Below are 20849 nucleotides of genomic sequence, written 5' to 3'. Positions count from 1 at the left end.
AACTATTTATAGATAAAACACAGTCCCTGTAGGAGCGAAGCTTGCTCGCGAAGAGGCCCTGCCAGTCAATATTGACGTTGAATGACACACCGCGCCTTCGCGAGCAAGCCCGCTCCCACAGGTTTATCGGTTGGCCACAAAATTGTGATCAGACCCAGACTTAATGTGGGAGCGGGCTTGCTCGCGAAGAGGCCGGCACATTCAACATCTATGTCGCCTGTCAAATCGCTTTCGCGGGCAAGCCTCGCTCCTACGGGGCAAGCATTACTTGCCGGCGTTGATGGTCACGGTCTTGATCGCGCCCAGTTCCAGGTCCCATTTTTTAAGGATCGCCTGGTAGCTGCCGTCATCGACCATGCTCTGCATCGCCACTTTCACCGCTTCACTCAGCTCAGGCTTTTTCTTGCTCACGCCCAGCCCGGTGAACTGCTTGGAAATCGGCAGGCCCACGGTTTTGTACATGTCCTTTTCCTGGGTCTTGAGGTACGGCAGGGTTTCGCTGCCCTGCATGGCCGCGTCGATACGGCTCTGGCGCAGTTGCGCGCGGGCGTCGGCCGAGCCTTCGGTGCCGATCACGTTGATCGCAGGCTTGCCGGCGGCTTCGCAGTTGGCCTTGCTCCACTCGGCGATTTCCGCCGGGAAGGTCGTACGTCGGCTGGTGCCGACTTTCTTGCCGCACAGGTCAATGATCTCGTTGGTGTCCTTGTTTTTCTGCAAGGTGTAGAACTGCGGACCACTGGTGAAGTAGTCGACGAAGGTCACACTGGCCTGGCGCTCGGCGGTATCGGTCATGCCTGACATCACCATGTCGACGCGGTCGGTGGTCAGCGCGTTGATCATTTGCTCGAAGCCGGTTTCCTGCCATTTGATCTTCACGCCCAGCCGCTCGGCCAAGGCGTTGCCCAGGTCATAGTCGAGCCCTGTGAGGGTGTTGGTGGCCGGGTCCTTGAAATCCATCGGCGGGTAGTTCGGCATGATCGCTACCACGACCTCGCCTTTTTCCTTGATGCTGGCCGGTAACTCGGCGGCCCAGGTGAAACCGGAAGCCATAACGCCTGCGAGTACTGCTGGAATAACGAAGTTCTTCATGGTCGTTCTCTTATGAGTGTTGTTACGCAGCTCTTGGTTTCCGAGACTGGCGCTTAGGTTCGAACGGCAGAAATGAAGCTTTGGGTGCGTGGGTTTTGTGGACTTATTAGTATTTCTTCGGGGCTTCCAGCCTCCACGATCTGTCCCTCGTCCATGAACACCATGCGGTTGGAAACCTCGCGAGCGAAGCCCAGTTCATGGGTGACGACGATCATGGTCATGCCGGTCTGCGCCAGATCGCGCATCACCGACAGCACCTCACCGACCAGTTCCGGGTCGAGTGCCGAAGTGGGTTCATCGAACAGCATCAGCTTGGGTCGCATGGCGAGCGCGCGGGCAATCGCCACCCGTTGTTGCTGGCCGCCCGACAGTTCGATCGGGTAGCTGTTGCGCTTGTCGGACAGGCCGACGCGAGCGAGCAATTCCAAGGCTTCTTCGTGCGCTTCTTTGGGCGAACGCTTGAGCACCTGGCACGGCCCTTCGATGATGTTTTGCAGCACAGTCATGTGCGGGAACAGATTGAAACGCTGGAACACCATGCCGGTGGCCAGGCGCTGACGGGCGATCTGCGACTCGTTGAGTTCGTGCAGTTTGTTGCCGGCGATGCGGTAACCCACCAGTTCGCCGTCGACCCACAGGCCGCCCTTGTCGATTTTTTCCAGCTGATTCACGCAGCGCAGCAGGGTGCTCTTACCGGAGCCGGACGGGCCGATAATGCACAGCACTTCGCCTTGCTCGACCTCGATGTTGATGTCCTTGAGCGCGTGGAAATGGTCGTAGTACTTGTTCAGGCTCACGGCCTTGACGATGCTTCTCATGTTGAACTCCTCAAGAACGCTTGCCGGCGCCGCGAGCGAAACGACGCTCCAGACGGCTTTGACCAAAGGACAGAACAGTGACGGTGGCCAGGTACCAGATACCGGCGACGATCAGCAGCTCCATCACGCGGGCGTTGGCGTAGTAGATGTTCTGGGCGTTGTAGAGCAGTTCCGAGTACTGGATGACGCTCGCCAGGGAGGTCATTTTCACCATGCCGATGAACTCGTTGCCCACCGGCGGAATGATGATCCGCATGGCCTGGGGCAGGATGATCCGGCGCAGGGCTTGCAAACGCGGCATACCGATCGACTTGGCGGCTTCGTACTGCCCGGTGTCCACCGAGAGCAGGCCGGCACGCACCACTTCGGCGGTGTAGGCGCCCTGGTTGATGCTCAAGCCGAGGAGGGCGGCCACGAACGGCGTCATCAGGCTCACGGTGTCCATTTCGAACAGGCCGGGGATGCCGATGGTGGGGAAAATCAGCGCCAGGTTGAACCACAGCAGCAGTTGCAGGATCAGCGGCGTGCCGCGAAACAGCCAGGTGTAGGTCAGCGCCACATAGCGCAGGATCGGGTTGGCCGACATGCGCATGATCGCCGTGATCACCCCGAAGACGATGCCCAGCGCCATCGCCAGCACGGCCATGACGATGGTATTGAGCAGGCCCCACATAATGGCCTGAGAGGTCAGGAACTGGCCGATGTACGACCATTCGATCTTGCCTTCGGCGAAGGCCCGCACCAGGCCGACAATCGCAATCACGATCACCGTGGCGAAGAAAATCCGCCCGTAGTAACGCCGTGGCACATGCTGGTACTGGGTGATATCGAACTGGTTTTCCGCCAGTTTGCGCTCCGCCTGGAGTCGTTCTGCCTGAGTCTGGCTCATGTTATTTCTCCGTACACTTGGTAATTCAAGCCAACCACAATCCCCTGTGGGAGCGGGCTTGCTCGCGAATGCGGTGTGTCATTCAACATAAATGGCGACTGACACGGCCCCTTCGCGAGCAAGCCCGCTCCCACAGGTTTTGTGTCCTGCTTCAGAGCCGGAAACCTTGATAGTTCTCGGTCCATTCGTGCTGCGCAGCGAGGGCGCTTTTCAGTCGGCCGATCTGCTCGCGCACCTGTTGCGGCGCGGTGCCGCCCCAGCCACTGCGGGCGGCGATGGCGGCTTCGAGGGTCAGACTGTCGCGCACTTCAGGCTTGAGCCGCGGATCGATCTCGGCCAATAGCGCCGGGGACGCTTCCCACAATTCGATGTCGTGCTTCTCGCAGGCCTGGACCAGCGCGCCGGTGATCTCGTGAGCTTCCTTGAACGGCACACCGCGCACCGCCAACCAGTCGGCCACTTCGGTAGCGAGGGTGAAACCCAGCGGTGCCTGACGGCGCAGTTCTTCGACGTTGACCTTCATGGTCGCAACCATTCCGGCCATGGCCGGCAACACCAGCAGCAAGGTGTCGACGCTGTCGAGCACGCCGTTTTTGTCCTCACTCAAGTCGCGGTTGTAGGACAGCGGCAGGGATTTGAGGGTCGACAGCAAACCAGTCAGGTTACCGATCAGGCGACCAGCCTTGCCCCGGGCCAGTTCGGCGATGTCCGGGTTTTTCTTCTGCGGCATGATCGAACTGCCGGTGGCGTAGGCATCGTCCAGTGCGACCCAGCGAAATTGCCGCGACGACCATAGGCAGAATTCTTCGGCGAGGCGGGAAATGTTGATCCCGAGCATGCTGGCGATAAACAGGAACTCGGCAACGTGATCGCGGCTGGCCACGGCGTCGATGGAGTTTTCGCACACGCCGCTGTAGCCCATTTCCTTGGCCGACTGCTGCGGCAGGCGCGCGATGGCGGAACCGGCCATGGCTGCGGCGCCGAGTGGCGACAGCGAGGTGCGCACGTCCCAATCCACCAGACGCTGCACGTCGCGCAGCATCGATTGGGCATGAGCCAGCAAGTGATGAGCGAAGACGATCGGCTGGGCCTGTTGCAAGTGAGTGAAACCCGGGCAGATGCTCTCGATGTGTTGCTCGGCCTGGTCCACTAGTGCTTGTTGCAAGGCCAGCACTTCGACGGCCAGGGTGCGCACGTGATCCCGCAGGAACAGCCGCAGGTCGTTGGCGGTCTGGTCGTTGCGTGAACGGCCGGCGCGCAGCTTGCCGCCCAGTGCGCCGAGGCGTTCGGTCAGCAGGCGCTCGATGAAAGTGTGGACGTCTTCGTCGTCCAGCGTCGGCGCGATGCTGCCGGCACGGAAGTCATCACCGATACGCTCCAGGGCGTCGAGCATGGTCTGGGTTTCCTGCTCGCTCAACAGCCCTGCGCGCTGCAATTCCCGGGCATGCGCCTTGGAACCGGCGAGGTCGTACGGGGTGAGGCGAAAGTAGCGCTCAGGGCAACGGGAGAGGGCCGCCAGGGCTTCGGACGGGCCGCTCTTGAAGCGGGCACCCCAGAGACGGTCGGTGGTTTGAGACATTGTTGTTTTCCTCGTCGTAAAGCGAATTGAAATCGGTATACCGAGCCCGAAACACCCGCCGAAAAATCATTCGGACGTGGTTCGGCTCAATCAAATTCAAGGGCAGGGGAAAAGCGCAGTTGCTAAATGGCGAGAGCTGATCGAAGTGTCAGCTTTTAATAGTTCGAAATCAGTGAGTTGGCACTGATCTGCGGGATTTATTAACGGTTGCCAAGCCTTGTTTTCTGTGTTCATTATTATTGGCCAGCTATGTTTTTGTTGTTGGGCACAGATTGTTGAATAGGGCGCCAGAGGTAAATAAGCATTATGGAAACCCCACTTTCCAATTCCGGAAACCCGCCGCCAAAAACGGTACATCGGGCACCGCTGGCCCTCAGCGGTCTGGACTTCAAACTGCTCAAAGTGTTCAAGGCCGTGGTCGAGGCCGGCGGCTTCAGCGCAGCGCAGAATGAGCTGAATGTGGGCCTGGCAGCCATCAGCAAACAGATCTCCGACCTTGAGATTCGCATCGGCATGCGCCTGTGTACCCGAGGGCGGGAAGGCTTTCACCTGACCGAAGAAGGGCGTCTGGTGTACCAGGCGTCAATCGATTTATTTGCCTCGGTCGACAACTTTCGTGATCGGCTTAGTTCAGCCCAGAACGAACTGATTGGCGACCTTGGGGTGGGTGTTATTGATAATACGATTACCGACGATAATTCACCGTTAGTTGCGGCGATTCGAAAGATGAATGAAGAATCGCCGAAAATAAGGTTTCAACTTCAGGCGTCTCAGTTAGATGAAGTAGAAAGAGGCGTAGTCGAGGGGCGGTTAATGGCCGGAATCGTGCCGGTTTATCAGAAAAGGGAAGAGTTCGATTACTTCCCGCTTTATGAAGAACGCTCGTACGTGTATTGCGCCGTCGGCCATCCACTGTTCTCGATGCCGGAGGCGGAGATGGGCAGCAATGTGCTGCAGGATTACGAGTGCATTAACCACCGTTACGCGATCCATCGAGACAAACTGAATTTTGCCCGCTACGACAGCTTTTCCGCCTCGGCGACTCAAGTCGAAGCCGTGGCGCTGCTGGTCAAGACCGGCCGTTTTGTGGGTTTTCTGCCCGAGCACTACGCCGCAACGTTGGTGGCTCAGGGGCAGTTTCGGGCGGTGCGTCCGGACCTGATCAACATCGTCACGCCGTTCAATCTGATCCTGCGCCACAACACCGTGCGCAGTCCGCTGGTGAAGGCGTTTGCCCAGGCGTTAGGGGTGGATTTGAAGGCGCCGGTTTGACGTCAAGCCTATGTGTTCCAGCGTGGCTGACAATAACTAACGGACAATACTTCTATGTCGGAGCTGCCGCAGACGGCGGTCTTTTGATCTTGATCTTCGGCAACTTCGAAGCCGCCAAAAGATCGCAGCCTTCGGCAGCTCCTACAAGGGCATGGTGCGGCGCCAGGTAATCGTTTGATCGAAATACCGGCGACGTAGCCTTCGGCAACTGCTACAAGGCCTGCGTACACCGAGCTTTATGTAGGAACTGCCGCAGGCTGCGATCTTTTGATCTTGATCTTCAGCAACTTCAAAGCCGCGAAAGATCGCGGCCTTCGGCAGTTAGCGGCGCGTCAGGCCACGACCGAGGCCGCTGGCCATTGCTGATGGGGAATCGGCAGGTTACGCGATTCACCGCGGCCCATCGGGAAGTACAGGAAACCGCTGCGGGCCAGGCGTTCGGCGTCGTACAGGTTGCGCCCGTCGAAGATCACCGGTGCGTTAAGCCGTTGCTGGATCAGGTTGAAGTCCGGCGCCTTGAACTGCTGCCATTCGGTGCAGATGATCAAGGCGTCGGCCCCGGCAAGAACCGATTCTGGTGTGCCCATAAGCATCAGCTTAGATTCATCAGGGTAAAGGTGTTGGGTTTCCTGCATGGCTTCCGGGTCGAACGCCCGCACATGAGCCCCGGCGGCCCACAATGATTCCAGCAGCACCCGGCTCGGTGCGTCGCGCATGTCATCGGTGTTGGGTTTGAAGGCCAGGCCCCACACGGCGAAGGTTCTGCCGCGCAAATCGCCTTTGTAGAAGGCGTTGATGCGTTCGAACAGTTTGTGTTTCTGCCGCTGGTTGATGGCTTCCACCGCTTGCAACAGGTCGCTGGAGCAATGGGCCGCTTCGGCACTGTGAATCAGCGCGCGCATGTCCTTGGGGAAACACGAGCCACCGTAACCGCAACCGGGATAGATGAAGTGATAACCGATGCGCGAATCGGCACCGATGCCCAGCCGCACCGATTCGATGTCGGCGCCCAAGTGTTCGGCCAGCTCGGCAATCTGGTTGATGAAACTGATCTTGGTCGCCAGCATGCAGTTGGCGGCGTATTTGGTCAGTTCGGCGCTGCGCAGGTCCATGAACATGATGCGGTCATGGTTGCGGTTGAATGGGGCGTAGAGGTCGCGCATCACGTCGCGCACGTCATCGCGTTCACAGCCGATGACAATACGGTCCGGGCGCCGGCAATCGGCCACGGCCGAACCTTCCTTGAGAAACTCGGGGTTGGAGACGATATCGAACTGCAACAGCCGACCGACCTTGAGCAGGCACTTTTCGATATGCGCGCGCAGGGTATCGCCCGTGCCCACCGGCACCGTGGATTTCTCCACCAGAATCACCGGTTGTTCACGGTGACGCGCCACGGCTTCACCCACCGACAACACGTGGCACAGGTCCGCCGAACCATCCTCCCGGGACGGCGTGCCGACGGCGATGAACAACACCTGGCCATGTTGCACCGCGAATTTTTCGTCGGTGGTGAACTGCAGCCGTTTGGCCTCCAGGCTCTCACGCACCAGGCTGGCCAGCCCCGGTTCGAAGATGCTGACGTGGCCCTGTTGCAGCAACGCGACTTTTTTCTCGTCAATGTCCATGCACACCACGTCGTGGCCGACTTCAGCCAGGACGGCAGCTTGCACCAGGCCAACATAACCGCTACCAAATACACTGATTTTCATGAAGCACTCCTGATAGTGGGCGCGCGAGCAGGTCGAGAGTTGATAGTGATGACACCGAGGATGACCAGTGCCACCCCGAGGGTTTTCGAAAGGCTGAAGGTTTCGTTGAACAGCGGCAGGCTGGCGGCCAGCACGTACACCAGCGCGTAGCTGATGCTCAGCAGCGAATAGGCCCGACCCAGGGGCAAATCCCGCAGGGCGGCGAGCCAGGTGAAAATCGACACGGCATAGGCAAGGATGGCGGCCAGCACGACGGCCACGGCGGACGCATCGACGCTGCCGTTGCTCAAGGCGCTTATTAACTGTTCGGGATGGGGCAGGCGAGTCATGCTCCAGCGCATGCCCAACTGCGCGGCACTACCCAGCAGCACGCTGCCCAGGGCGAAGGCGAGCCCGCGACGCAGGCTCATGCGTGTTGCCCCAGCAAGGCCACACCAGCGATCACCAGCGCAACGCCCAGCCAGTGACGGCGGTCAATGGTTTCGTGGAAGACGAAGCGGGCGACCAGTGTGATCAACACGAAATTCAGGCTGAGCATGGGATAGGCGACGCCGACTTCGAGGCGCTGCAACACCAGCAGCCAGACCAGCAAGCCCAATCCCAGAGAGGCGAGCGCCAGCCACAGCCACGGCGAGCGCAGTTTCTCGCCCCAGCCCGACGTCTTGCCGCGCCAGCTTTCCACGGCGTACTTCTGGGCGATCTGGCCCAGGCAGGTCAGCAGGCAGGCAGCCAATACGAGCAGCAGGCTCATGACGCCTCCTGAGGCAAAATCAGCATCATCAGATTGCCTTGTTCATAACGTTTGCCATCCTTGGGCAGTCGCTGGTGGACTTCGAGCAGCCACGGTTGCTGAGTCAGGATAGGCTGGGTCATGTTTCAATTCGTCTATCGTGTTGTTTCCAGTCAAGCAGACGTTCGGTATTGGCGATGCCTGGTTTCGCCGACAACCCAAGAAGCCACCATTGACTTTCCAGTCCATGGTCGGCAGCGTGACGGCCCGGCGGGCTCAAAGGATGACGGGAGCCTGCGTATTTATTCATTTCAAGGCCGTTTCATTGATTGACTTACCTACTACTGAATCCATCGTTTCAAAAGCCAACCCGTTGACCCTGTATCTGGCGCGTCTGGCGCCGTCCAGCCAGTTGACCATGCGTTATGTGTTGCAGGACGCCGCTGACCGTCTGGACTTCGAAGACATGAACATCGAAGAGATTCCCTGGCACGAGCTGCAACCCGAGGATGTCATTGCGCTGGTGGCGACCTTGCGCGAAGACGGCTACGCGCCGAACACCTCATCGCTCTACGTTAACGCGGTGCGAGGGGTGATGAACGAAGCGTGGCGCATGAGCCTGATCAGTCAGGAGCACTTGCTGAAAATGCGTTCGGTCAAAGGCATTGCCGGCACGCGACTGTCCCAGGGGCGCAACCTCAAGCGCACCTTGATTCGAGACTTGATGGAGGTCTGCGCCGCCGATCCACGGCCACAAGGGCTACGGGACGCGGCCATCATCGGGATTCTGTACGGTTCGGGGATGCGCAAATCGGAATCGGTGAATCTGGACCTGGCTCAGGTGGATTTCACCGAGCGCAGCTTGTGCGTCACCGCCAAGGGCAACAAACAGCTGATCAAGTACGCGCCAGCCTGGGCCTTCGCCAAACTGGATGCGTGGCTGGAGTTGCGGCGTTCGCAGTTAAAGGAGGGCGAGACGGACGATCCGTTCCTGTTCAACCGCATCCGCCGTGGCAGCCACATTACCCGCGAGCGCATCACCAAACATGCGATCTACTACATTGCCCGGCAACGCGGCGCACAGGTCGGGGTGAAAATCATGCCGCACGATTTCCGACGGTCGTTCATTACCCGAGTGATTGAAGAGCACGATCTGTCGATTGCGCAGAAACTGGCCCATCACAGCAACATCCAGACCACCGCCAATTACGATGTGCGCGACGACAATGAACGCCGTCGGGCAGTGGACCGCTTCGACCTTTGACGTCGGGTTTCAGACGATATCGTCGATCAGAATGTGGCTCTGGGCACGGCTGCATTTCTCGATCCGCGCTTCGACCTTATAAACCTCGCGCAGCATCTGCTCAGTGATCACTTCATCGCTGGGCCCGCTGCCGTGGCTGGTGCCATTGGCGATGACCAGCACCTGATCAGCGAAGCGCAGGGCCTGATTCAGGTCGTGGATCGCGATGAACACAATCACCTCGCGTTTGCGCGCCAGTGCCCGCATGAAGTTCAGCACTTGCACCTGCCGATGCATGTCGAGGGCGCTGGTCGGCTCGTCCATCAGCAAGATTTCCGGCTCGCGCACCAGGGTTTGCGCAATCGACACCAGCTGTTGCTGGCCGCCGCTGAGTTCGCCGAGGTTGCGAAAGGACAGGTCGGTGATCCCCAGCGCGCCGAGGATTTCGTCCACCAATCTCAACTCGTCGTCGTGCACGACCCAGCCAGGCGTTAGCTGTTTGCGCGCCAGCAATACTGACTCGTAAACCGTCAGGCGGGCGCTGGCATTCAGGCCTTGGGGCATGTAGCTGATGCCTCGTGAGCCTTTTTTCGAGTCTTGCAGAATGACTTGACCTGGCCCATCGATCAGCCCGGCCATGCGCTTGAACAGGGTCGACTTGCCCGCCGCGTTCGGCCCGACCACGGCGACCACCTGGCCACCGGTGAAGGTCGCGGTGGTCACGCCGGAAATGATCTCGCGCTGGCCATAGCGGGCGCCGAGGTTCTCGAGCTGGATCTTCACCATGAGTTTTTCTTCCCGCTGAGAATCAGAGATATGAAGAACGGCACGCCAATCAGCGAGGTGACCACGCCAATGGGAAATATCGCGCCCGGGATCAGGGTTTTACTGACCACTGAACTGGCGGACAGAATCAGCGAGCCGGTCAGCAGCGAGGCGGGTAGAAAGAACCGTTGATCTTCGCCGATCAGCATCCGCGCAATGTGCGGTCCGACCAGGCCGATAAAGCCGATGGTGCCGACAAACGCCACCGGAAACGAGGCGAGCAGGCTGACCATGATCAGCGTCTGAAAGCGCAGGCTGCGCACGTTGATCCCGAAACTCGCGGCCTTGTCATCGCCCAGGCGCAGGGCGGTCAAAGCCCAGGCACGTTTGGCGAAAATCGGCAGGGTGATCAGGATCACCAGGCAAATCACCCCGAGTTTCGGCCAGGTGGCTTTGGTCAAACTGCCCATGGTCCAGAACACCACCGCCGCGACGGCTTGTTCGGTGGCAAAAAACTGCACCAGCGCCAGCAGCGCATTAAAGGTGAACACCAGCGCAATGCCGAGCAGCACGATGGTTTCCGCCGTCACGCCACGGCGCATGCTCAGGAAATGGATCAGCAGCGCGGAAAGCATCGCCATGATGAAGGCATTCACCGGCACCATGTACTGCGCCGCCAACGGGAACAGCGCCACGCCGAAGGCCAGGCCCATGGCCGCGCCGAAACTGGCGGCGGCAGAAATACCGAGGGTGAAAGGACTGGCAAGGGGGTTGTTGAGGATGGTCTGCATCTGCGCTCCGGCCAGCGACAACGCCGCGCCGACCGCCACCGCCATCAGCGCCACCGGCAGACGGATTTCCCACATCACCACCCGCACTTGCGCCGACGCGGTGTCCGGTGAAAACAGCGCATTGAGTACTTCGCTCACGCTGTAACTGGCGGGGCCCAGGGCCAGATCCAGCAACACGCTGCACACCAGCAACACCAACAACGCCGCGAGGATCAGCCGTTTGCGCAGCACCAATTGACGATACGTGTCGCGTTGTACGATCTGCGCTTCGCCCAAGGAGCTCATTGACGGCTCTCCTTCAGGCTGACGAAGTAACCCGATTCGTACGGTACCGGCAGGAATCGCTCATGCAGTTCGCGAAACGAGGCGTCGGGATCGAGGTCGGCAAACAGTGTCGGGTGAAACCATTTGGCGAGTTGCTGGATGGCCACGAATTGGTAAGGGCTGTTATAGAACTGGTGCCAGATCCCATGAAACGCCTGGGTGCCCTGAGCCTTGATCCCGGCATACGCCGGGCGCTGGGTGTACCAGGCCAGTTTGCGTCGGGCCTCTGTGAGGTCGGCACCCGGGCCGACACCGACCCAACGGCCGTTGGGCGCAAAGGCTTCCCAGTTGGCGCTGGTCACGACCACTTGATCCGGGTTGGCGACAATCACCTGTTCAGGGTTCAACTGGCCAAAGGTGCTGGGAATAATGCCTTTGGCGATGTTGTTGCCGCCGGCCATCTCGACGAAACGACCGAAGTTCTCGTTGCCGAAACTCAGGCAGCAGTCATCGGTGTAACCGCCGATACGCTCGATGAACACATTCGGGCGCGGCGCTTGACTGGCCTTGATGACGTCGGTAACGCGGCGGATCTGCTGGTTGCGGAAATTAATGAACGCCTCGGCGCGTGCTTCCTTGCCAAACAGCTTGCCGAACAGGCGCATGGTCGGTTCGGTGTTGTCCATCGGGTTGTTGCGAAAGTCGACATAAACCACCGGAATGCCTAGGGCGTCGAGTTTCTCGATGTAGCGGGCGTCTTCAGTGGCGTGTTGGGCTTCGATGTTGAGAATAATCACGTCCGGCTGCTGGGAGATGGCTTGCTCGATGTCGAACGTGCCGTCTTCAAAGCCGCCGAAGGTGGGGATCTTCGCGATGTCGGGGAATTTGCGCAGGTAGGCGCCGTAGGTGTCCGGATCAGATTGGATCAAATCCTTGCGCCAACCGACGATGCGCTCGATCGGGTTCTGCGTATCCAGTGCGGCGACCAGGTACAGCTGACGACCTTCACCGAGAATTACCCGTCTGACCGGCAGGTGAACCTTGACCTTGCGGCCGAGCAAGTCGGTCACCGTAACTGCAGCAGGGTCCTGAACGGCGGCAACCGCGTTGCGCGGTGCCAGTGAAAAAAACAACGCCGCGCCCAGCAGTCCTGCCAATAGCAGGGCAACGAAGGCGTGGCTGTGTCGATGAACAGATGCCATGGTTGAAGCCTTTACAGGGTCAGCCCGAGCAGCGGCTCAGGCCACTGCTCGGGCTGAACGTTTTCAGAAATCGACGGTGGCCGACAGTTGCAGGGTGCGCGGCGAACCTTGGGAGAAGGCGCCGTAAGACGCGACACCGGACCAGTACTCACGATCGAATACGTTCTGCACCGTCGCCCGGAACGTGGTCGGGTGTTCCGCGATGCGCGTGGCGTAACGCGCTCCGACATCGAAGCGGGTCCATGGATCGAGTTCCTGGGTGTTGGCCTGGTTCACGTATTGGCTGCCGGTGTAGATCGCGCCGCTGGTCAGCGTCAAACCTTCGACCCACGGGGTGTCCCATTCGGCCCAGAGGTTGGCCTGAACCTCGGGTACGCCCACCGGTTTGTTGCCACGGTTGGCGGCAGTGCCGGTTTTGGTCAGTTCGGCGTCGAGCAAGGTCACGCCACCGAGCAGCCGCGTGCCCTGGGCGATTTCACCGAACACGTTCAACTCCACGCCACGGTTGCGTTGTTCGCCTTCCACCGAGAACACGCCGTTGGCCAGTTCGCCGCTGGGCTTCTTGATCTGGAACAGGGCGAGTGTGGAGGTGAAGGTACCGTAGTCGACCTTGACCCCGACTTCCTGTTGACGGGAGATGTAAGGCGCGAAGATTTCACCCGAGTTCGAGGCCGTGGCCGGTGCGATGTCGCCTTTGCTCAAGCCTTCGATGTAGTTGTAGTAGAACGAAACGTGATCCCAGGGTTTGACCACCACCCCGAACAGCGGCGTGGTTTCGCTTTCATCGTACGAGGTGGTGACCACACCGGCGGTGTTGTAGTTATCGGACTTGATGTTCTGCTTGCGCAGGCCGAGGGTGACCTGCAAGCGTTCGTCCATCATCGACAGGGTGTCGGCCAGGGCCACACCGGACAGTTCGGTCTCGGAGACTTTCAGCGCATCGGGGCTGGCAATCGACGGTTTCGGACGGTCGACCGGGTGATAGATGTTCGACAGAACCGCCGGCCCGGAGTTGATGCCCCTGGACAACTCGTCACGGTAACGGGTGACCTGCACGGTGGTGCTGTGGCTGATCGGGCCGGTGTCGAAGCGCAGGCGGGCACCGGCATCGACGGTGTAGCGCTCGACTTCGAATTTGTAATAGCCGGGAACCGACCGCGTATCACCAGCGCTGTTGAGGATGGTCGGGGTCTGGTCGGACATTCGCGCGACATCCGACTTGCCGCCGCCGGCGTGGGCGAACACGGTCAGGGCGTCGTTGAGGTCGTACTCGGCACCGAGCAGGGCGGACTTGTCACGGGTTTCGGACCAACCCCAGTCCTGGCTGACGTTGGTCCGGCCATTGGCTGCAGAGGGAACGTCCACGCCGGAAGCAATGAGGAACGGCCGTGACGCTCCGTCGAATTCTTCCTTCTGGCTGATCAGGTCCAGGGTGGTGCGCAGGCGGTCACCCTGATAATCCAGCGAGATCGAACCGATATCGACATCACGGGATTGATCGTCGATGGCGGTGTCGCCTTGCTGGGTGCTGCCGTTGATGCGCACGCCGAACTGGCGTTCCTCACCGAAGCGCCGACTGACGTCGATGTGCCCGCCGATCTGCGAGTTCATGGCGTAACTGGCGGTGAACCGAGTCAGGTCTTCATCGAGAGAACGCTTGGGCACCACGTTGATCACGCCACCGACGCCGCTATTGGGTGACATGCCGTAGAGCAGGGCGCCAGGGCCTTTGATTACTTCGATGCGTTCGGCGTACTCGGTGAACACCCGATAGTTGGGGGCCACGCCGTACACGCCGTCGAATGCCAACTCACCGAGGTTGCCTTCACCCACCGGAAAGCCACGGATGAAGAAGGAGTCGACAATGCCACCGGTCTGGCCCGTGGAACGCACCGAGGAGTCACGCTCCAGCACATCCGCCACGGTGACCGCCTGCTGATCCTTCATCAGTGCCGAGGTGTAGTTGCTGACGCTGAAGGGCGCGTCCATCACATCCTTGTTGCCCAGCATGCCGAGGCGCCCACCACGAGCGACCTGACCGCCTGGATAAGCCGGCGGCAGGCTATTGGTGCGAGCGTCGATGCCGTTGACCGTGGTTTCGTCAAGGGTCAACCCGCCTGCGCTGTCGGCCGGGCGCGGTGCCAGGGTATAGCTGCCGTCATTGCGCGAGACGATTTCCAGGCCGCTGCCGGCCAGCAATCGGCTCAGCGCTTCCTGCGTCGAGTAAGTGCCCGACAGGCCCGGGCTGGTCAGGCCTTCGGTCATCGAAGGTTGAAACGACAGGGCAATGCCGGCGTCGACGGCAAATCTCGACAACGTTGCACCCAATGGCCCCGGCGCGATGTTGTAGGCACGGGTGGCGGTGGCATCCTGTTGTACCGGCGCGGCGGCCGAGGCAAACGGGCTGGCGACACCGGTCAGGGCAAGGCTTAGCAACGCGCTACGGACAGCCAGTTTCAATGAGCGATCCGAACACTGAGGGCGTGCAACGAACATGGAGTGATGACCCTTTCGACGAGGTTGAGAAGTTCTTCCTTCCCTAGCCAGTCGAGATCAAAAAAAGTATCACCTGCGCCGCAATTTTTTTGCGAGGCTTTTTTTCGAGCTTAGGCAGGAGAAAGCGTGACCCAATAGCCGCTTAAATGCCCGGTGGCGATCACCGGGTACGTTTGCACGAGCATGTTCAGGGTGCGTTGCGTGTCGCTGATGGGGAAGGCGCCGGAAATGCGCAGATCGGCAATGGCCGGATCGCAGCGTACGAAGCCTTTGCGATAGCGCGCCAGTTCGGTGATGAAGTCGGCCAGACGTACGTTGTCGGCCATCAGCATGCCTTGGCTCCAGGCGCTGACGGCGCTGTCCACCGGGTTCAATCGGCCAAAGGCTTGCGCGGAAAAATCGGTGCGTTGCCCGGCATTGACGATTAATGGGGCGACGTGACTGTCACGGGGCAATTCGACTCTGACTGCGCCGTCCAGCACGGCAAGGTGGGTGCGGGTCTGCCATTCGCGAACGGTAAACCGTGTGCCCAAGGCCTGCATGCGCCCCTGACGGGTGCTGACCAGAAAGGGCCTGACCTGGGGCAATACATCTGGCGCGGTTTGCACCAGAATTTCGCCTTCGCGCAAGTTGATCAGTCGCTGGTTAGCGTCGAACAGCACGTCGATGGCGGTGTCGGTGTTCAGGGTGATGCGCGAGCCGTCGGCCAGGGTCATTTCACGACGCTGGCCCACGGCAGTTCGGTAATCGGCTGTCCATTGCTGCGATTCCACCAGCTTCCAACTGCCCCAGCCGGCGGGCAGTACGGCGAGGATGGTCGCCAGTTTTGCCAGTGCGGTGCGTCGTTCGGGATTGCTTGGGCGGTCCAGCGTCGACATCGCCAGCGACGGCGGCAGCCCGCCGAGCTTGCTTTGCAGCAATTGCGCACGAGACCAGGCGCGATGCCGCTCGGGACTGCTGACACGCCAGCATTCCCATTCGGCACGCTGGGTTTCGTTGAAGTCGCTTTCGCTCAGACGCATCAGCCATTCGGCGGCTTCTTCGAGAATTCGCGGATCGATTTGCGCGTCACCGTGGCGAGTCGACATTCACTCCACCAGCATCAGGCATTGCACGAAGGCCTGCTTCATGTAGCGCTTGACGGTAATCAGCGAGACGCCCAGTTGTGTGGCGATGTCCTCGTATTTCAGCCCGCCGATCTGCGATAGCAAAAACGTACGCTTCACCAACGGCGGCAGAGAGTCGAGCATCGCGTCGATTTCGTGCAGGGTCTCCAGCACCATGAAGCGCAGTTCGGGGGAGGGCACTTCGGGCGCGGGCAACAACGCCAAGGCATCCAGGTAGGCGCGTTCGAGCGCCTTGCGCTGATACCAATTGACCAGGATGCCCTTGGCCACGCAGCTCAGGTAAGCCCGAGGCTGCTCAATGACCGCGACCCGGGACGCGAGTATGCGAGTGAAGGTGTCCTGTGCAAGATCGGCCGCATCCATGGCGTTGCCCAGTTTTTTGCGCAGCGTGGCGTACAGCCAGCCATGATGCCCGCTGTACAGGGCCTCAATTGTGCGCAGATGATTGTAGTGGGTCGCGGGCAAGGTATCGCTCATGGAGGATAATTTTTTGCGATTGAGAAGTATTCCCAATCCTAATGGACGGTGACCCTGCGACGCAAGAGGGGAATCGGTGGCTTACCTTCGCGGCATGCGTTCCAGTGCATGAATCATCGCGTCGATTTCGGCCTCGGTGTTGTAGGCATGGACCGAGGCGCGGCTGACTTCCTGCAAGCCCCGTTGCTGCATGTCGAGCAGGGTCGAGCGGAACGTCGAGGTGGTGACGTTGATCCGTTTGTCTTGTCCCGCCAGCCATTGCTGCACCTGTGCCGCGCCGTGCCCCTGATGGGTAAAGGTGACGATGCCCGACTTGACCGAGCCAGAATCCTGCGGGGTGACGCCGGGCAGGTTGGCCAGTCGGTGGCGCAGGTGGCTCGCCAAGTGTTGAATGCGTTGCCACATCGGCTCGATGCCTTGGGTCAGGGCGTAATCCACCGCAGCGCCGAGACCCAGTTTCGCGGCGACGTTGCATTCCCAGTTTTCGAAGCGTCGGGCATCGGCACGAATCTCGTAGCTGTCGGGTGACAATAGGGCGGCCGAATGCAGGTCCAGAAATGCCGGCTCCAGACGTTCGCACAGAGACTTTTCGATATAGAGAAAGCCCATGCCCCGTGGCCCGCGAAGGTATTTGCGGCTGGTGGCGGCGAGCAGGTGACAGCCGATTTTCTGCACATCGATGGGCATTTGCCCGACTCCCTGGCAGGCGTCGAGCAAAAACAATACGCCCGCAGCACGCGCCAGTGCGCCGATTTCCTCGATGGGCTGGACTGGCCCGCCGTTGGTGGCGATCACCGGCAACGACACCAACGCCACGCGATCATCGCCGAGCATGTCTTGCAAGGCTGGCAGCGATACCTGGCCCTGTTCATCATTGGGGATGATCCGGATCTCGATGCCGCGCAGCTTCTTCAGTTGCAGATAGGGAATGTAATTGCCGGCGTATTCGGTGGTCGACGTCAGCACCACATCCCCGGGCCCCAACGGCAGCGAATAGAACGCCATGTCCCAGGCGCGGGTGGCATTTTCGATCACCGCGATTTCATCCGGGCGGGCGTTGATCAAGCGGCCAATGGACCCATATACGTTTTCCAACTCAAACGCACGTTGCCCGGCTGCCTCGTAACCGCCCAGGCGCGCTTCGAGTTGCAGGTGACGGGTCATGACGTCGATGACCGGATCGGGCATCAATGCCGCGCCGGCATTATTGAAGTGGATCAGTTGCTCGACACCCGGAGTGTCGGCACGCAATTGTTCAATGTTCAAACGGGATTCTCCTTGATCAGTCGCCGGGCGGGACCTGACTCGGCTGCATCACCACCGGCCAATAGCGCAGGGCGACAATCGGAATCAGCGCGACCACATAGGCCAGGCAAACAAACAGGTAGGTGTATTGCAAACCATAGACCTGGCTGAGCAAACCACCGGCCGAGATGCCCGCGATGGAGGCGAATTGCGCGGTACTTTGGGCAATCCCCAGGACGTAACCCTGCTGTGAGCTGTCGGCGGTTTTCGAGATCAGTGCCATCAGCACCGGCGTCGTCGCCCCCAGCAGCACGCCCCAAACGAAGTAGGCAATGACAAATACCGCCGGGTTACGGGTGATGCCGGCCAAGGCGGTCAGGCCGATGCAACCGATAACAATGTAGGTGATGCGGTGCAGGGTTTCCTGCTGGCTACGGTGTTCGAAGTAGCGCGACCACGGCGTGGCCGAGATGATGAAACCCAGGGCCAGCAAGCCATAGCACAGGCCGACTACCGAGTTGCTGACCTCGAACACCGAGCTGACATACAGCGAGAACGAAGTCTGCGGCAGCATTCGCGCCAGCAACAGAATCCCCATCACGCCCAGCAACGACAGCAGTGGTGAACCTTGCCATAGGCTGCGTGAACGGCTGATCGGTGCCGCGGCATCCACCACCGGGGTTTTCTTCACCGGAGGCACATCCGGCAAGGTCACGGCCGCCACCACGGTGCAGATTGCACAGAGGGCCGCGGCAATGATGTTGATCCAGAAGAAGGTCGCGTAATCAAGGATCAGCCCGCCGACCACGGCACCGAGCAACGAACCGACGTTGGTGGATATTTGCAGGATTGCAAACAGCCGCGCCCGGCGTGAGGGCGCTTCGATGCTGACGCCGTAAGCCTGGGCCGGGGCGATGTACCCGGCGAACGCGCCCTGCAAAAAACGCAGGAGCAGGATCACCCAGATATCGCTGAAGAGGGCCAGCCCAAGCTGGGTCAACGACAAACCGGCCAGGGCGCGGATCATCATCAACTTGTGGCCATACCGGTCGCCGATACGGCCCCAGAATGCACTGGTCAGAATAATGCCCAGCATCGGCCCGACGTAGACGGCGATGCTGGCGAAGCTGAACACCGACTCCGACGACGTCAGCCCACGCAGGTGGACGGGCCAGAACGGCCCGCTCATTTCCATCGCGCCCATGGAGATGAGCTGGATCGCGAACAGAAGATAAATCAGGATTCTTACGCTCGAACCCTGGATGGCACCTGCATGGGACATGAGTCAGCCTCGATGGTTAAACGGCATCAAGCGGGTTGGTCAGCGTGTGCTGCAAGCGATAGTTGGAGTACTGCATCAAGTGCATGCGCAACAACGATCGGGTTGGCCACGGGTCTTGAATGAATGCTTTTCGTTCGACTTCCCACAGCGCCGGCGAGACACGATCGCGCACGGCGGCGAATGCCTGCTCGGTTTCTTCACGCAATACCTCCCACATCCGAGTGTTGTTCAACGCGTACTCCTTCGTCAGCCACAGGGCCATTTCGTGCAGGTGCGTGAGGAACGCAGCGTCCAGCACAAACATGCGTACTGGCTCGATGTCGTCGACGAAAACCGTTGGCAGGATTCCCGGCTGCACGTGCGGTTGCAGGGCGTAGCCGCGCTCTTCAAGCAGCGGCGCGTAGGTTCTGCCATCGCCGAAATCGCGGATCAGCAGACTACGTGCTTTGCCATCCGGAGAAAACAGCACCATGGTGTTTTGCTGGTGGGCTTCGAGCCCGATGCCGTACAACAGGTAGATTGCAACAACGGGCTGGGTGACGACTTTGGCGTATTGGCGGAACCAGCGTTCGACACTGTCGGCGCTGGCCTGAACCCCATCGCGCTCGATCAGGTCAGTGAATAGCGGCCGGCCGCTACCGGGCAAACGGGTGAACAGTGAGGCCACGGTGATCGGCAGGCAATCGTCGCTGCGCTCGAACGCTTGCTGACTGGCGCGATAAACCACTGACAAGTGCCGACCCGGCGCATCGTCCTGGGTGATGGCGTTTTTGTACCGCACGCCGATTTCTTCCGGGAAGATTTCCAGTTGCTGATCGAAACCGTTTTCCGCGGCGAGAATCTGCGTGATCACCGTGCTGATGCGCGGCCCCATGTGAATCGACTTGGCTTGCAGGCTGCGCAGCTCGCTGGTCATCCATAGCGCGATCGGCAATTTGATCAGCGGCGCGCTTTCGTTGAGCACCGGCATCATCGTGCGGTACGACATGGTCGGCAGCGTCGCAATGTCCGGGCCTTCAGTAATCAGGATGCCTTCTTCGATTTCCGCGGCGAAGGTCTTGAGTACGTAAGCCTGCAAATGCCAGGCGTGAATCGGCAACGGCAACCACTGAAGTTCGTTCAGGCCTTGGGCGTTGAGCGAAGCCTTCCATTGCTCCCATTGCGCCGGGAAGTTGCTGGCGAACCAGGCGTGATAACTGGTGACGTGGGGCATGCTTTCGCTTTTCGCCATGTCGGCTCGCAGCGATGCAATGCGCAGCGGCACCTGAGCGTTGAACTCCGGGGACAATTGCTCGACTTCGGCATCGCTCAGGCCCGGTCGGGACTTCCAGGTCGGGTAATACGGATGGCCTTCCAGCGAACCCCACTGGTCCAGCAGGATGGCCGCATCCTTGGTGCTGGCGTGCTGGCGAAGATAATCGGTAAAACTGTCGAGCCCGTTGTCTTTGGTTTGCTCGGCCAGTCGGGCATTCCATTGCTGACGATGCTGGCGAGCATGGGCATCGTTCAGCAGGCTGTTTTCCATGTCTGATTTCAATCCGGCGACACCCTCGTCGCTGGGTTCAAAGTCGAAGTTGTCGCGCAGCACATCCAGCAAGTCCTGATGGCTGTGGATCACTTGACGTACGCCTTCATCCGTCAGCAGCACCACGTCGCCGTCATTGACCAGCGTATCGGCAGGGCCCATTGCGATGTCGGAGAAGAACAAATGCGCGCGTGCATTCTTCAGCGCGAATGTGGCTTGTTTGCCATCGGCGGTAAAACTCAGGGCCGTGCGGTCGAGAATGTTTTCGGCAAACAGGCAACGGATCAACCGTCGCAGGGCGTTTTTGCGGGAGAAGGCGATCAGTGTCTTGAGGTCATCCATA

The 20849-nt window shown here is 60.0% G+C and carries 19 protein-coding genes; 2 read left to right on the top strand and 17 right to left on the bottom strand.

Annotation, left to right across the window (positions count from 1 at the left end; translation table 11 throughout):
• Positions 1-264: 264 nt before the first annotated feature.
• The 4 genes from AB7M29_RS18765 to argH all read right to left on the bottom strand — a co-directional run bounded on the left by AB7M29_RS18765 (position 265) and on the right by argH (position 4375).
• A complete protein-coding gene (locus AB7M29_RS18765; protein ID WP_454247515.1) occupies positions 265-1089 on the bottom strand; it encodes an ABC transporter substrate-binding protein in 825 nt (274 codons plus the stop codon).
• Between the two features lie 53 nt (positions 1090-1142).
• The gene (locus AB7M29_RS18760) at positions 1143-1907 is read right to left on the bottom strand and encodes an amino acid ABC transporter ATP-binding protein (RefSeq protein WP_052966337.1); all 765 of its coding nucleotides are present in this window, start codon (positions 1905-1907) and stop codon (positions 1143-1145) included.
• A gap of 10 nt (positions 1908-1917) precedes the next feature.
• Positions 1918-2796, bottom strand: coding sequence for an amino acid ABC transporter permease (locus tag AB7M29_RS18755; protein ID WP_052966338.1), 879 nt, complete (start codon positions 2794-2796; stop codon positions 1918-1920).
• Between the two features lie 151 nt (positions 2797-2947).
• Positions 2948-4375 (bottom strand): argininosuccinate lyase, encoded by a 1428-nt coding sequence (gene argH, locus AB7M29_RS18750; RefSeq protein WP_454247514.1) that lies wholly within the window; start codon positions 4373-4375, stop codon positions 2948-2950.
• A gap of 306 nt (positions 4376-4681) precedes the next feature.
• On the opposite strand from argH, the gene AB7M29_RS18745 reads away from it, so the two are divergent.
• Positions 4682-5647: a LysR family transcriptional regulator gene (locus AB7M29_RS18745; protein WP_454247513.1), complete on the top strand. Its 966-nt coding sequence runs from the start codon at positions 4682-4684 to the stop codon at positions 5645-5647.
• Between the two features lie 332 nt (positions 5648-5979).
• On the opposite strand, the gene AB7M29_RS18740 is transcribed toward AB7M29_RS18745, so the two are convergent.
• The 4 genes from AB7M29_RS18740 to AB7M29_RS18725 are packed head-to-tail and all read right to left on the bottom strand — an operon-like array spanning position 5980 to position 8232.
• Complete coding sequence (locus tag AB7M29_RS18740; RefSeq protein ID WP_454247512.1) at positions 5980-7359, bottom strand: UDP-glucose dehydrogenase family protein; 1380 nt, start codon at positions 7357-7359, stop codon at positions 5980-5982.
• Positions 7356-7769, bottom strand: coding sequence for a 4-amino-4-deoxy-L-arabinose-phosphoundecaprenol flippase subunit ArnF (gene arnF, locus AB7M29_RS18735; protein WP_454247511.1), 414 nt, complete (start codon positions 7767-7769; stop codon positions 7356-7358). Before arnF ends, AB7M29_RS18740 begins: the two co-directional genes overlap by 4 nt.
• The gene (gene arnE, locus AB7M29_RS18730; RefSeq protein WP_008072369.1) at positions 7766-8110 is read right to left on the bottom strand and encodes a 4-amino-4-deoxy-L-arabinose-phosphoundecaprenol flippase subunit ArnE; all 345 of its coding nucleotides are present in this window, start codon (positions 8108-8110) and stop codon (positions 7766-7768) included. The genes arnF and arnE overlap by 4 nt, the downstream gene beginning before the upstream one ends.
• On the bottom strand, positions 8107-8232 hold the full coding sequence (locus AB7M29_RS18725) for a hypothetical protein (RefSeq protein WP_454247510.1): 126 nt from the start codon (positions 8230-8232) through the stop codon (positions 8107-8109). The genes arnE and AB7M29_RS18725 overlap by 4 nt, the downstream gene beginning before the upstream one ends.
• 140 nt (positions 8233-8372) lie before the next feature.
• Between AB7M29_RS18725 and AB7M29_RS18720 the strand changes: the two genes are divergently transcribed.
• Complete coding sequence (locus AB7M29_RS18720; RefSeq protein ID WP_454248733.1) at positions 8373-9353, top strand: site-specific integrase; 981 nt, start codon at positions 8373-8375, stop codon at positions 9351-9353.
• 9 nt (positions 9354-9362) lie between these two features.
• Here AB7M29_RS18720 and AB7M29_RS18715 read toward each other — a convergent pair whose 3' ends face one another.
• The 9 genes from AB7M29_RS18715 to AB7M29_RS18675 all read right to left on the bottom strand — a co-directional run bounded on the left by AB7M29_RS18715 (position 9363) and on the right by AB7M29_RS18675 (position 20848).
• Entirely contained in the window at positions 9363-10118 is a 756-nt protein-coding gene (locus AB7M29_RS18715; protein ID WP_454247509.1) for an ABC transporter ATP-binding protein, read from the bottom strand.
• Entirely contained in the window at positions 10112-11173 is a 1062-nt protein-coding gene (locus AB7M29_RS18710) for a FecCD family ABC transporter permease (protein ID WP_217855830.1), read from the bottom strand. The genes AB7M29_RS18715 and AB7M29_RS18710 overlap by 7 nt, the downstream gene beginning before the upstream one ends.
• Complete coding sequence (locus AB7M29_RS18705; protein WP_454247508.1) at positions 11170-12354, bottom strand: ABC transporter substrate-binding protein; 1185 nt, start codon at positions 12352-12354, stop codon at positions 11170-11172. Before AB7M29_RS18705 ends, AB7M29_RS18710 begins: the two co-directional genes overlap by 4 nt.
• Positions 12355-12417: 63 nt before the next feature.
• Positions 12418-14850: a TonB-dependent siderophore receptor gene (locus AB7M29_RS18700; RefSeq protein ID WP_454247507.1), complete on the bottom strand. Its 2433-nt coding sequence runs from the start codon at positions 14848-14850 to the stop codon at positions 12418-12420.
• A 110-nt stretch (positions 14851-14960) separates the two neighbouring features.
• Complete coding sequence (locus AB7M29_RS18695) at positions 14961-15938, bottom strand: FecR domain-containing protein (RefSeq protein WP_454247506.1); 978 nt, start codon at positions 15936-15938, stop codon at positions 14961-14963.
• Entirely contained in the window at positions 15939-16454 is a 516-nt protein-coding gene (locus tag AB7M29_RS18690) for a sigma-70 family RNA polymerase sigma factor (RefSeq protein ID WP_217858888.1), read from the bottom strand. It lies immediately after the preceding gene.
• Positions 16455-16535: 81 nt separating this feature from the next.
• Positions 16536-17720 (bottom strand): aminotransferase class V-fold PLP-dependent enzyme, encoded by a 1185-nt coding sequence (locus tag AB7M29_RS18685; protein ID WP_454247505.1) that lies wholly within the window; start codon positions 17718-17720, stop codon positions 16536-16538.
• A 16-nt stretch (positions 17721-17736) separates the two neighbouring features.
• Positions 17737-18981, bottom strand: coding sequence for an MFS transporter (locus AB7M29_RS18680; protein WP_454247504.1), 1245 nt, complete (start codon positions 18979-18981; stop codon positions 17737-17739).
• A 16-nt stretch (positions 18982-18997) separates the two neighbouring features.
• Positions 18998-20848, bottom strand: a complete 1851-nt coding sequence (locus AB7M29_RS18675; RefSeq protein ID WP_454247503.1) for an IucA/IucC family protein — start codon at positions 20846-20848, stop codon at positions 18998-19000.
• Position 20849: the final 1 nt, after the last annotated feature.

The sequence above is a fragment of the Pseudomonas sp. F-14 TE3623 genome (assembly GCF_053629015.1).
Note: the sequence above shows the minus strand (reverse complement) of the source record. Positions and strands in the feature narration are given on the sequence as shown.

Excerpts from the sequence above, each read along its gene's own strand:
- AB7M29_RS18680 (WP_454247504.1), bottom strand. The coding sequence starts at position 18,981 with ATGTCCCATGCAGGTGCCATCCAGGGTTCGAGCGTAAGAATCCTGATT.
- AB7M29_RS18765 (WP_454247515.1), bottom strand. The coding sequence starts at position 1,089 with ATGAAGAACTTCGTTATTCCAGCAGTACTCGCAGGCGTTATGGCTTCC.
- AB7M29_RS18740 (WP_454247512.1), bottom strand. The coding sequence starts at position 7,359 with ATGAAAATCAGTGTATTTGGTAGCGGTTATGTTGGCCTGGTGCAAGCT.
- AB7M29_RS18705 (WP_454247508.1), bottom strand. The coding sequence starts at position 12,354 with ATGGCATCTGTTCATCGACACAGCCACGCCTTCGTTGCCCTGCTATTG.
- AB7M29_RS18675 (WP_454247503.1), bottom strand. The coding sequence starts at position 20,848 with ATGGATGACCTCAAGACACTGATCGCCTTCTCCCGCAAAAACGCCCTG.
- arnF (WP_454247511.1), bottom strand. The coding sequence starts at position 7,769 with ATGAGCCTGCGTCGCGGGCTCGCCTTCGCCCTGGGCAGCGTGCTGCTG.
- arnE (WP_008072369.1), bottom strand. The coding sequence starts at position 8,110 with ATGAGCCTGCTGCTCGTATTGGCTGCCTGCCTGCTGACCTGCCTGGGC.
- AB7M29_RS18715 (WP_454247509.1), bottom strand. The coding sequence starts at position 10,118 with ATGGTGAAGATCCAGCTCGAGAACCTCGGCGCCCGCTATGGCCAGCGC.
- AB7M29_RS18725 (WP_454247510.1), bottom strand. The coding sequence starts at position 8,232 with ATGACCCAGCCTATCCTGACTCAGCAACCGTGGCTGCTCGAAGTCCAC.
- AB7M29_RS18760 (WP_052966337.1), bottom strand. The coding sequence starts at position 1,907 with ATGAGAAGCATCGTCAAGGCCGTGAGCCTGAACAAGTACTACGACCAT.
- AB7M29_RS18700 (WP_454247507.1), bottom strand. The coding sequence starts at position 14,850 with ATGTTCGTTGCACGCCCTCAGTGTTCGGATCGCTCATTGAAACTGGCT.
- AB7M29_RS18745 (WP_454247513.1), top strand. The coding sequence starts at position 4,682 with ATGGAAACCCCACTTTCCAATTCCGGAAACCCGCCGCCAAAAACGGTA.
- AB7M29_RS18710 (WP_217855830.1), bottom strand. The coding sequence starts at position 11,173 with ATGAGCTCCTTGGGCGAAGCGCAGATCGTACAACGCGACACGTATCGT.
- AB7M29_RS18690 (WP_217858888.1), bottom strand. The coding sequence starts at position 16,454 with ATGAGCGATACCTTGCCCGCGACCCACTACAATCATCTGCGCACAATT.
- AB7M29_RS18720 (WP_454248733.1), top strand. The coding sequence starts at position 8,373 with ATGACGGGAGCCTGCGTATTTATTCATTTCAAGGCCGTTTCATTGATT.
- AB7M29_RS18755 (WP_052966338.1), bottom strand. The coding sequence starts at position 2,796 with ATGAGCCAGACTCAGGCAGAACGACTCCAGGCGGAGCGCAAACTGGCG.
- argH (WP_454247514.1), bottom strand. The coding sequence starts at position 4,375 with ATGTCTCAAACCACCGACCGTCTCTGGGGTGCCCGCTTCAAGAGCGGC.
- AB7M29_RS18695 (WP_454247506.1), bottom strand. The coding sequence starts at position 15,938 with ATGTCGACTCGCCACGGTGACGCGCAAATCGATCCGCGAATTCTCGAA.